The sequence below is a fragment of the Streptomyces sp. NPDC048291 genome, assembly GCF_043201715.1.
Lineage (GTDB): Bacteria > Actinomycetota > Actinomycetes > Streptomycetales > Streptomycetaceae > Streptomyces.
Genome location: NZ_JBICZC010000005.1, coordinates 53,651 through 63,550, shown reverse-complemented (window position 1 = coordinate 63,550; position 9,900 = coordinate 53,651). Strand labels below are relative to the sequence as shown.

Genomic DNA, 9,900 nt, shown 5'->3' with positions numbered 1-9,900 from the left:
ACAGCCGCTGAGGTTATGCTCACCTAACCTGCTCTCAGGACTGTTCGCGGACCACCGGACGACGGCATGGAGACCGGCAAGTGGCTTCAGGCAGAAGGCTTCGCACCACGGTGCTGGTGACGGTGATCGTCGCGCTCCTGGTCCTTTTGTCCCTGCTCTCCGTGGCACTGGGCGCGTTGAGCGTCCCGCTCGACCAGGTGGTGCGCTCGGTCCTCGGGCACCCGCCGAGCCGGCTGGTCGACAACGTGATCTGGTCGGTGCGCGTCCCCAGGACGCTGCTCGGCCTCACCACGGGCGCGGCGCTCGGCCTCTCCGGCGCCCTGATGCAGGCCCTGACCCGCAACCCGCTCGCGGACCCCGGCATCCTCGGGGTGAGCGCGGGCGCGTCCTTCGCGATCGTCGTGTCGGTCGCGGTGCTCGGGGTCGGATCGCTCTACGGCTACGTGTGGTTCGCGTTCGCCGGGGCGCTCGCCGCGAGCGTCCTGGTCTTCCTCCTCGGACGGCTCGGCCGCTCCGGGGCGACCCCGGTGAAGCTGGCGCTCGCCGGAGTGGCCGTCACCTCGCTGCTGTCGTCGCTGACCAGTGCCGCGGTGCTCACCGACCAGGACGCGCTGGACCGTTACCGCTACTGGTCGGCCGGCACCCTGGCCGACCAGGACTCCGGCGACCTGGTGCGCATCCTGCCGTTCCTCGCCGTGGGCGCCGTACTGGCGCTGTCCTGCGCACCCGCCCTCAACAGCCTCGCGCTCGGCGACGACGTGGCCGCCTCGCTGGGACGGCGGCTGGGTCTGGTACGGCTCCAGGGGGTGACCGCGATCGTGCTGCTGACCGGCGCGTCGGTCGCCGTGATCGGCCCGGTGGTCTTCCTCGGCCTGGTCGTCCCGCACATCGCCCGGCTGCTCGCCCAGTTCGCCGGCATCGGCCCCGACCACCGCTGGCTGCTGCCGCTGTCCGCCGCGCTGGCACCGGTGCTGCTGCTGTCCGCCGACATCGTGGGCCGGATGGTGGCCCGGCCCACCGAGATCCAGGCCGGGGTCCTCGTCGCCTTCCTCGGCGGCCCGTTCTTCATCGCCCTGGTCCGCCGCCGGAAACTCGCGGAGGTGTGAGCGTGCCCGCACGACCCACTCCCTCTCCCTCTCCCTCTCCCGCCCCTGCTCCTGCACCTGCACCTGCTGCCGCCCGGCCCGCGTTGCGCGACCGGCCGTTCCGGCTGGCCGCTCCCCCGGTCTCCGGCATGCTGCGGCCACGCCTGGTACTGACCGGAGTGCTCGTCGGCGTGGGCGCGTTCGCGCTGTTCTGCTGGGGCCTGGCCCTCGGCGACTACCCGGTGAGCCTGCCCGACGTCGTCAAGGCCCTGTTCGGGGTGGGCGATCCCGGAACGCTCGTCGTCGTACGGGACCTGCGGCTGCCCCGCGCCCTCACCGGGCTCCTGGTCGGCATCGCCTTCGGGGTCTCCGGGGCGGTGTTCCAGACGATGACCCGCAACCCGCTGGCCAGCCCCGACATGATCGGGCTGACCGAGGGCGCCGGCACCGCGGTGGTGGCGGCGGTGGTGCTCGGCTGGGCCGGCGGACTCGGGCTGTCCACGGTCGGGCTGCTCGGCGCCCTGGCGACCGCGCTGCTCGTGTACGCGCTGGCCTGGAAGGGCGGGGCCACCGGCTACCGCATCATCCTCGTCGGCATCGGCGTCTCCTGGATCTGCACCAGCGCCACCGACTTCCTGGTGGCGCGGGGCAACCGGTTCCAGGCCGAGGAGGCGCTCGGCTGGCTGGTCGGCAACCTCAACGGCCGTACCTGGGGCCAGGTGGACTCGCTGGCCGTCGCCCTCGCCGTGCTGCTGCCGGTCACCCTGGGCCTGGGCCGCTGGATGCGCACGCTCCAGCTCGGCGACGACGTGGCCGCCGGGCTCGGCACCCCCGTCCAGCCGGTCCGGCTGGCGCTGCTGCTGACCGGGGTGGGCCTGGTCGCCTTCGGTACGGCGGCGGCCGGACCCGTGGCCTTCGTGGCCCTGGCCTGCCCGCAGATCGCCCTGCGGCTGGCCGGCACCTCGGCGCCGCCCCCGCTCGTCTCCGGTCTCACCGGCGCGTTCGTCGTCCTCGGCGCCGACCTCCTCGCCCGCGAGGCGGTCCCCGGGACGGAACTGCCGGTCGGGGTCGTCACCGGCGCCCTCGGCGCGCCGGTCCTGCTGTGGCTGCTCGTCCGCGCCAACCGCGCGGGATCTGGAGGCTGATCCCATGTCGACCACCGCCCCGCGCACCCCGGGCTTCCTCGAACGGCCCGCCGCCGGACCCGAGTTGCGAGCCCGAGGGCTCCATCTCGCCTACGACGGCCGGACGGTGGTGGCCGACCTCGACCTCACCGTGCCCACCGGCCGGGTCACGGCCATCGTCGGCGCCAACGCCTGTGGCAAGTCGACCCTGTTGCGCGCCCTCGCCCGGCTGCTGGCCCCCCGCGAAGGCGTCGTCGAACTCGACGGCACCGCCCTGCGCTCCATACCGACCCGCGAACTCGCCCGCACCCTCGGCATCCTGCCGCAGACACCGGTGGCGCCGGAGGGGCTGACCGTCGCCGACCTGGTCAACCGCGGGCGCTCCCCGCACCAGACCTGGTGGCGGCAGTGGTCGGCGGCGGACGAGGAGGCCGTACGGGCCGCGTTGGCGGCGACCGGCCTGACCGAGCTCGCGGACCGGCCGGTGGACGAGCTCTCCGGCGGCCAGCGGCAGCGCGCGTGGATCGCCATGGCCGTCGCCCAGGGCACCCCGGTCCTCCTCCTGGACGAGCCGACGACCTATCTCGACCTGGCCCACCAGATCGACGTGCTCGACCTGATCACCGACCTCAACCGGCGCGAGGGCCGTACGGTGGTGATGGTGCTGCACGACCTCAACCAGGCGTGCCGGTACGCCGACCACGTCATCGCGATGAAGGCCGGCCGCATCGTCGCCCAGGGCACACCGGCCGAGGTGGTCACCGAGGCCACCGTCGAGGACGTCTTCGACCTGCGCTGCCGGATCACCCCCGACCCGGTCAGCGGCACCCCGATGGTCATCCCACTCGGCCGCCACCACCACGACGACGCCACCGACACCGACGACGCCACCGGCACCGCCCGCGCCGCCGAGGACGCGGTACCGGCCGCCCTCGACTGAGCGGCCATCCCGTCGCCCCGGCCGACGCGACGCGAAGACCGGGGCGGCGGGAGGCCGTCGTACGGTCAGGGACGGGACGTCAGGTAACCGCCCATGGTGCGGAAGTGGTCCGCCGCCGCGTACTCCGTGCCGTCGTCCGTCCGTACCCGCCGGACCAGCAGCCCCCGGCCCCGCCCGGTGTGGGCGTCGGGGCCCGCCACGACGACCACGCCGTCGCCCTCGCGGATGAATATACGGCCCGGGGTGCCGCCGTAACGCCCCTCGGAGACGGCGGCGGAGACGATCCTGAGCCGCTCGCCGCGGTGGAACGCGTAGGCGTTGGGGTACGGGTCGGACTGGGCCCGCACCAGGCGCTCCAGGCGCTCCGCCGGCCAGCTCCAGTCGATGCGGCTGTCCTCCAGGGACCGCTTGTGGAAGAAGCTGGCCCGGGCCCGGTCCTGCGGCACCCACTGGCCGGTGTCCCGGCCGGCGGCGATCAGGTCGAGGGACTCGCGCACGATGGGCGCGATCAGGTCGACCGTGCGGCGGAAGAGGTCGGTGGCGGTGTCGGTGGGCCCGACCGGCACCGAGCGCTGCACCAGGACGTCCCCGGCGTCGAGTTCGGCGTTCATGCGGTGCGCGGTCACCCCGACCCGCTCCTCGCCGTTGATCAGCGCCCAGATGATCGGCGAGAACCCGGCGTAGGCGGGCAGCAGCGAGTCGTGGATGTTGAGGGTGCCGTGCGGCGGCAGGTCGAACAGCTCCGGGGGCAGCCAGGTCCGCCAGTTGTTGGCGACGATGATGTCCGGCCTCGACTCCCGTACGGCGTCGAGGAGTTCGGCGTCGTCGGGGCGGTTGCGCAGCAGCACCGGGACCTGGTGCTTCTCGGCCAGCTCGGCGACGTTGTCGTCCCAGATCTTCTCGTAGGCGTGCTCGCTCCTCGGATGGGTGATGACGAGGACCACCTCGTGATCGGAGTCCAGCAGCGCCTGCAGCGTGCGGTGACCCCAGGTCTGGTAGCCGAGCATGACGACCCGCATGACGGACCTTCCCTTCCCTTCACAGACCCCATTGCTAGGTAAGCCTTACCTTATCTAGCATGGGTCTGCCTGAGGGAGGCGATGCAAAGGTGAAATCACCGGTCATGGGTTCCGACGTCGTCCACGACATCATCGGAATCGGTTTCGGCCCGTCAAATCTCGCTCTGTCCATAGCGGTTGAGGAGCACAACACGGGTCTGGCGGCGGACAGCCGTCTCAACGCCCTGTTCCTGGAACGGCAGCCGCGGTTCGGCTGGCACCGGGGCATGCTGATCGACGACGCCACGATGCAGGTCTCCTTCCTCAAGGACCTCGTCACCCTGCGCAACCCGACCAGCGACTACAGCTTCCTCTGCTTCCTGCGCGAACAGGGCAGACTGATCGACTTCCTGAACCAGAAGACCCTCTTCCCGCTGCGGATGGAGTTCCACGAGTACTTCGAGTGGGCGGCGGCCCGGGTCGCGCACCTGGTGTCGTACGGCAGCGAGGTGGTCGCGGTGGACCCGGTGCGCGACGACGACGGCGGGGTGGCCTTCTTCGACGTCACCTGCCGGGACGCGGCCCGCCCGGGGACGGCCGTGACCCACCGCACCCGCAACATCAGCGTGGCGATGGGACTTGAGCCGCATGTGCCGCCGGGTCTTGAACTCGCCGAACGGGTCTGGCACAACAGCGAGTTGATCCCGCGCGCCGAGCAACTGGCGGCGACGGGCGCGCCGGTGCGGCGGGCGGTCGTGCTCGGTGCCGGGCAGAGCGCCGCGGAGACGGTGGACTACCTGCACCGCACGTTCCCGGACGCCGAGGTCTGCTCGGTCTTCGCCAAGTACGGCTACACGCCCGCGGACGACAGCCCGTTCGCCAACCGGATCTTCGACCCGGAGGCGGTCGACGTCTACTTCTCCGCGCCGTCCGCGGTCAAGCAGTCGCTGCTGGACTACCACCGCTCCACCAACTACTCGGTCGTCGACATGGATCTGATCGAGTCGCTGTACGCCACCACGTACCGGGAGAAGGTGGCGGGCCGGGAGCGGCTGCGCTTCCTCAACGTCTCCCGCGTCCGCGAGGTCGCGGACGGGCCGGACGGCGGTCTCGGCGTCACCGTCGAGTTCCTGCCCACCGGCGAACAGCAGACGCTGCCCGCCGACGTCCTGGTGCTCGCCACCGGCTACCGGCCCCGGGACCTGACCGCGCTCATGGGCGACGCGGCCAAGCTGTGCCTCAAGGACGACGGCGACGCGATCCGGGTCGGCCGGGACCACCGCGTGGAGACGGTGCCGGAGGTCGCGGCCGGCATCTACCTCCAGGGCGGGACCGAGCACACCCACGGGCTCACCAGCACCCTGCTGTCGACCGTGGCGGTCCGTGCGCAGGAGATCCACGGATCCCTGGTGGCCGACCGGGCGACGGCGGCCTGACCCGCGCCGCCACCCCGCCTCACCGCCACCCCGCACTCCCGTGGCCCGGACGGTACGGTCCCGTCCGGGCCACGGGGCTCGTCCGTCCGGCGGGCGGTGTCAGTAGGGGCCGTGGGTCCAGCGGCCGGCCGTCATCGTGGCGTGCACCGGCATCGCGCGCAGGGCGTCCGGGCCGGCCGTCAGCGGATCCACGTCCACGACCACCAGGTCGGCGGGGTCCCCGACCCTGATGAGCCGGCGCCCGCGAGCCGCCGCGGCCAGCGCGTCCCGCACCGGCAGGCGCTGCTCCGGGTGCCAGGCGGGGCGGTCGTCGTCGGTGCGGGTGACGGCCGACGCGACGGCGAGCCAGGGGTCCAGCGGCGAGACGGGCGCGTCCGAGCCGAACTCCAGCCGTGCCCCGGCGGCCAGCAGGTCGGCGTAGGCGAAGGCGCGTGCGGTACGTCCGGCCCAGTACCGGTCCGCGACGTCACGGTCGTCCGTCGCGTGCCGGGGCTGCACCCCCGCCGTGACGTCCAGTTCCGCGAAGCGCGGGAGGTCCCCGGGGCTCAGCAGCTGCGCGTGTTCGATCCGGCCGCGGCAGCGCACGGCCGCGAAGGCGTCCAGGGCCACGGTGTTGGCCCGGTCGCCGATGGCGTGCACCGCCGGTTCGATGCCGTGCGCGGCGGCCCGGCGCATGAGCCGTACCAGCTCGTCCGGCGCCGTCTGCTCGATGCCGTGCGCGCCGTCCGTGTTCTCAAGGCCCGGGTAGGGGTCGCGGCACAGCGCGGTACGGGTGTTGAGCGAGCCGTCCGTGAAGAGCTTGAGCGGACCGACCCGTACCAGGCCGTCGGCCGCGCCCTCCCCGGAACCGATCCCTGAGCCGGTGCGCAGCCCGCGCGCCACGGCCGCGTCCAGGTGGCTCGGGTAGACGGCGGCCGACACCCGTACGGCCGGCGGGGCCTGTGCCGAGCGCCGTTCCCAGGCGCCCACGGTGTCGCCGTACTGGAAGTCGATGACGCCGGTGACCCCGCGTGCGGCGGCGGCCCGGCAGGCGTCGGCGACCCAGTCGTCCAGCGTCCCGGCCGGCACCTCGGGCAGGGCCGCGAGCACCTCGTGCCCCTCCGCCTCCCGGACCAGTCCGGTCGGGTGGTCGCCGCGGCCGACCAGGGCCAGGCAGGCGGAGTTCAGCCACACGGCGTGCAGATCGGCGCTCACCAGGGCGACCGGGCGGTCCGGCAGGGCCGCGTCGAGGATGCGCCGGTCCGGGGCGTCGGGCCAGAGCCCGTCCCGGAAGCCGTATCCGAACAGGACCGTTGCGGCGCCGGGTGCCGTACGGCCGTGGGCGCGCACCCGGTCGGCCACCTCGCGCGCGGAGGCGGTTCCGGAGAGGTCGAGCCGGCGGCGCGCGCTCGCCCACTCGGCGAGGTGGACATGGGCGTCCCACAGTCCGGGCAGCAGGACGCGCCCGTCCAGATCGACGACCCGCTCATCCGCGGCAGATCCGGCGGGCCGCACGGCTCCCTGCTCCGGGACGACATGCGTGACCCTGCCGCCCGCCACCCGCACACCGGCCAACGGACCGCCCGCCCCCAGCCGTACCCGGGCGAGCGTCACCGCGGCCGACCGGCGCGGGGTGGTCGCGAAGTCCGTCATCGAGCCTCCCTCCGTGGCGGCAGACCCGCCCTCGACAGCGAAAAGAAGATGAACTTAGGTTTACCTTACCCATTACGGATCCCCCCCGGTCGCCCCGTCCCGCGCACGGCCCGCCGTCTCGGGAGGCGGGTCCGGTGCGGGCCGTCCGTCCGGCGCGTCAGACGGCCGTACGGCCGCCGTCGACCGGCAGGACCGCGCCCTGCACGAAGCTCGCCGCGTCGCTCACCAGGTAGGCGATCGCCTCGGCGACCTCGCGTGCCTCACCGGGCCGGCCGGCGGGCGCCTGTGCGGCCAGGGCGGTCAGGTCGTCCCCCATGCCGGCCGTGCCCTCGGTGCGGATGGGACCCGGCTCCACGGCGTTGACCCGTACCCCCCGCGGGCCGAACTCGGCGGCCCACGCCTTGGTCAGCAGGTTGACCGCCGCCTTGCTCGACCCGTACAGCGCCATCCCCGCGATGCCGTACTCGGCGGCGATGGTGCTGACGTTGACGACGGCGCCCCGCCCGCGCTCGGCCATGGCCGGGGCGAGCTCGCCCACCAGGTAGAACGGCGCCTTCACATTCAGGTCGTAGACGCTGTCCACCTGGTCGGCGGGGGTCTCCGCGGTCGGTCCGAACGGGTAGACGCCGGCGTTGTTGACAAGGATGTCGACATGGCCGCCGCCCCGTGCGGTGGCCTCGCGGGCCAGGCGCCGCACCGAGTCGGCGTCCCGCAGGTCGGCCGCCAGGAAGTCGGCCTTGCCGCCGTGCTCCCGGACGCCCGCGACCACCCGCTCACCGCGGTCCGCGTCACGGCCCGCGACCAGGACGTGCGCGCCCCGCTCGGCGAGCAGTGTCGCGGTCGCGGCGCCGATACCGCTGGTCGCGCCGGTCAGCAGGGCCACGCGTCCGGTCAGGTCAGCAGGACTCATGAGGTGTCCTTAAAGTATTGAAAGTCGGGCAAATCCATCGTCCCGCCGCCTCGTCCATGAGGCGACGGGAGTCCACAGCGGCAGCGGCGTTCCGGGATTCCGCGCTCCTCGTCAGCGGATCCGATGACCTCCATCAGCGCCCCGTGCGCTGGGCGGGGCCGGGCGGCGGCCAGAGGCCGCGCTCATGGCGGCTCGGGGCCCCGGCGGCCCGGAACTGTGCGGACCGGCACCGATCGTCATGTGAGGCGGCAATGAGCGAACCGAACGCAGCACCGCAGGAAGCCCCCGGCGCGGCAGCGGAGGCGACCGGGGAGAGCAGCACGTACGACGTGATCGTCCTGGGCGCGGGCCCGGTCGGGCAGAACGTCGCCGACCGGGCCCGGGCCGCCGGGCTCTCCGTGGCCGTCGTGGAGCGGGAACTCGTCGGCGGCGAGTGCTCCTACTGGGCCTGCGTCCCCAGCAAGGCGCTGCTGCGGCCGGTTCTCGCGGTCGCCGACGCCCGCCGCGTGGACGGCGCCCGGCAGGCCGTCACCGGACGGATCGACGACGCCGCGGTCTTCGCCCGCCGCAACCGTTACGTCACCGACTGGGACGACAGCGGGCAGGCACTGTGGGTCAAGTCCATCGGCGCCGACCTGTTCCGCGGCCAGGGCCGGCTCGACGGGCCGCGCCGGGTCACCGTCAGCCGGGACGACGGCGCCCGGCAGACCCTCGTCGCCCGGCACGCGGTGGCCCTCGCCACCGGCAGCCGGCCCGCGCTGCCCGGCATCCCGGGCATCGAGGAGGCCCGGCCCTGGACGAACCGGCACGGCACCGACTCCAGCACCGTGCCCGGCCGGCTGGTCGTGGTCGGCGGCGGCGGGGTCGGCGTGGAGATGGCGACGCTGTGGCAGGGGCTCGGCTCGCAGGTCACGCTGCTCGTCCGGCGGCGGCTGCTGCCCCGTATGGAGGCCTTCGCCGGGGAGCTGGTCGCCCAGGGGCTGGCCGAGGCCGGCGCGGACGTGCGGACCGGCGTCCAGGTGACCGCGCTGCGCCGCCCGGACCCGGAGGGGCCGGTGACGCTCACCCTCGGCGACGGGAGCGAACTGGAGGCCGACGAGGTCCTGTTCGCCACCGGACGCACGCCCAACACGGACGACATCGGCCTGGAGACCGTGGGTCTGGCCCCCGGTACCTGGCTGGACGTGGACACCACCTGCCTGGTCGACGGGGTCGACGGGGCATGGCTGTACGGCCTTGGGGACGTCAACCACCGCGCGCTCCTCACCCACCAGGGCAAGTACCAGGCACGGACGGCCGGGGACGCCATCGGTGCCCGGGCCGCCGGGCGGCCGCTGGACGACGGGGAGTGGGGCGACCACGCCACGACCGCCGACCGGCATGCCGTGGCCCAGGTCTTCTTCACCGACCCGGAGGCGGGCGCGGTGGGCCTGACCGCCGAGCAGGCGACCGCCGCCGGGCACCGCGTCGAGACGGTCGACCTCGACCTCAACGCCGCCCAGGGCGCCAACCTCTACGCCGACGGCTACACCGGCCACGCCCGGCTCGTCGTCGACGTCGACCGGGACGTGCTGCTCGGGGTGACCATGGTCGGGTCCGGCGTCAGCGAGCTGCTGCACGCGGCCACCGTGGCGGTCGCCGGCGAGGTCCCGCTGAAACGCCTCCGGCACGCCGTCGCGCCGTTCCCCACGGTCAGCGAGATCTGGGTGTTCCTCGTCGCCGCATACCGGCGCCTACAGGAGCAGCAGCAGGCGGACGCCGGCTGACACCCCGCC

8 protein-coding genes are annotated in these 9,900 nt (G+C 73.8%); 5 read left to right on the top strand and 3 right to left on the bottom strand.

Annotation, left to right across the window (positions count from 1 at the left end):
- Nucleotides 1-110: 110 nt before the first annotated feature.
- The 3 genes from ACGF5O_RS14345 (at nt 111) to ACGF5O_RS14335 (ending at nt 3,149) form a co-directional block, all read left to right on the top strand.
- Nucleotides 111-1,106: a FecCD family ABC transporter permease gene (locus ACGF5O_RS14345; protein ID WP_393810612.1), complete on the top strand. Its 996-nt coding sequence runs from the start codon at nt 111-113 to the stop codon at nt 1,104-1,106.
- Between the two features lie 128 nt (nt 1,107-1,234).
- A complete protein-coding gene (locus ACGF5O_RS14340) occupies nt 1,235-2,230 on the top strand; it encodes an iron chelate uptake ABC transporter family permease subunit (protein WP_362598299.1) in 996 nt (331 codons plus the stop codon).
- A 4-nt stretch (nt 2,231-2,234) separates the two neighbouring features.
- Nucleotides 2,235-3,149 (top strand): ABC transporter ATP-binding protein, encoded by a 915-nt coding sequence (locus ACGF5O_RS14335; RefSeq protein ID WP_393810189.1) that lies wholly within the window; start codon nt 2,235-2,237, stop codon nt 3,147-3,149.
- A 65-nt stretch (nt 3,150-3,214) separates the two neighbouring features.
- Here ACGF5O_RS14335 and ACGF5O_RS14330 read toward each other — a convergent pair whose 3' ends face one another.
- Entirely contained in the window at nt 3,215-4,168 is a 954-nt protein-coding gene (locus tag ACGF5O_RS14330; protein WP_393810188.1) for a methionyl-tRNA formyltransferase, read from the bottom strand.
- Between the two features lie 89 nt (nt 4,169-4,257).
- Here ACGF5O_RS14330 and ACGF5O_RS14325 point away from each other — a divergent pair, with 89 nt between their 5' ends.
- Nucleotides 4,258-5,583, top strand: a complete 1,326-nt coding sequence (locus tag ACGF5O_RS14325) for a lysine N(6)-hydroxylase/L-ornithine N(5)-oxygenase family protein (RefSeq protein WP_393810187.1) — start codon at nt 4,258-4,260, stop codon at nt 5,581-5,583.
- 99 nt (nt 5,584-5,682) lie between these two features.
- Here the strand turns inward: ACGF5O_RS14325 and ACGF5O_RS14320 are convergent, their stop codons facing one another.
- On the bottom strand, nt 5,683-7,215 hold the full coding sequence (locus ACGF5O_RS14320; RefSeq protein ID WP_393810186.1) for an amidohydrolase: 1,533 nt from the start codon (nt 7,213-7,215) through the stop codon (nt 5,683-5,685).
- A gap of 157 nt (nt 7,216-7,372) precedes the next feature.
- Nucleotides 7,373-8,125, bottom strand: a complete 753-nt coding sequence (locus ACGF5O_RS14315) for an SDR family NAD(P)-dependent oxidoreductase (RefSeq protein ID WP_393810185.1) — start codon at nt 8,123-8,125, stop codon at nt 7,373-7,375.
- Between the two features lie 251 nt (nt 8,126-8,376).
- Here ACGF5O_RS14315 and ACGF5O_RS14310 point away from each other — a divergent pair, with 251 nt between their 5' ends.
- A complete protein-coding gene (locus tag ACGF5O_RS14310) occupies nt 8,377-9,891 on the top strand; it encodes a dihydrolipoyl dehydrogenase family protein (RefSeq protein ID WP_393810184.1) in 1,515 nt (504 codons plus the stop codon).
- Nucleotides 9,892-9,900 lie beyond the last annotated feature (9 nt).

What these genes read in the sequence shown, in the direction of transcription:
- ACGF5O_RS14340 (WP_362598299.1), top strand. Translation starts at nt 1,235, where the DNA reads ATGCTGCGGCCACGCCTGGTACTGACCGGAGTGCTCGTCGGCGTGGGC.
- ACGF5O_RS14335 (WP_393810189.1), top strand. Translation starts at nt 2,235, where the DNA reads ATGTCGACCACCGCCCCGCGCACCCCGGGCTTCCTCGAACGGCCCGCC.
- ACGF5O_RS14330 (WP_393810188.1), bottom strand. Translation starts at nt 4,168, where the DNA reads ATGCGGGTCGTCATGCTCGGCTACCAGACCTGGGGTCACCGCACGCTG.
- ACGF5O_RS14320 (WP_393810186.1), bottom strand. Translation starts at nt 7,215, where the DNA reads ATGACGGACTTCGCGACCACCCCGCGCCGGTCGGCCGCGGTGACGCTC.
- ACGF5O_RS14315 (WP_393810185.1), bottom strand. Translation starts at nt 8,125, where the DNA reads ATGAGTCCTGCTGACCTGACCGGACGCGTGGCCCTGCTGACCGGCGCG.
- ACGF5O_RS14310 (WP_393810184.1), top strand. Translation starts at nt 8,377, where the DNA reads ATGAGCGAACCGAACGCAGCACCGCAGGAAGCCCCCGGCGCGGCAGCG.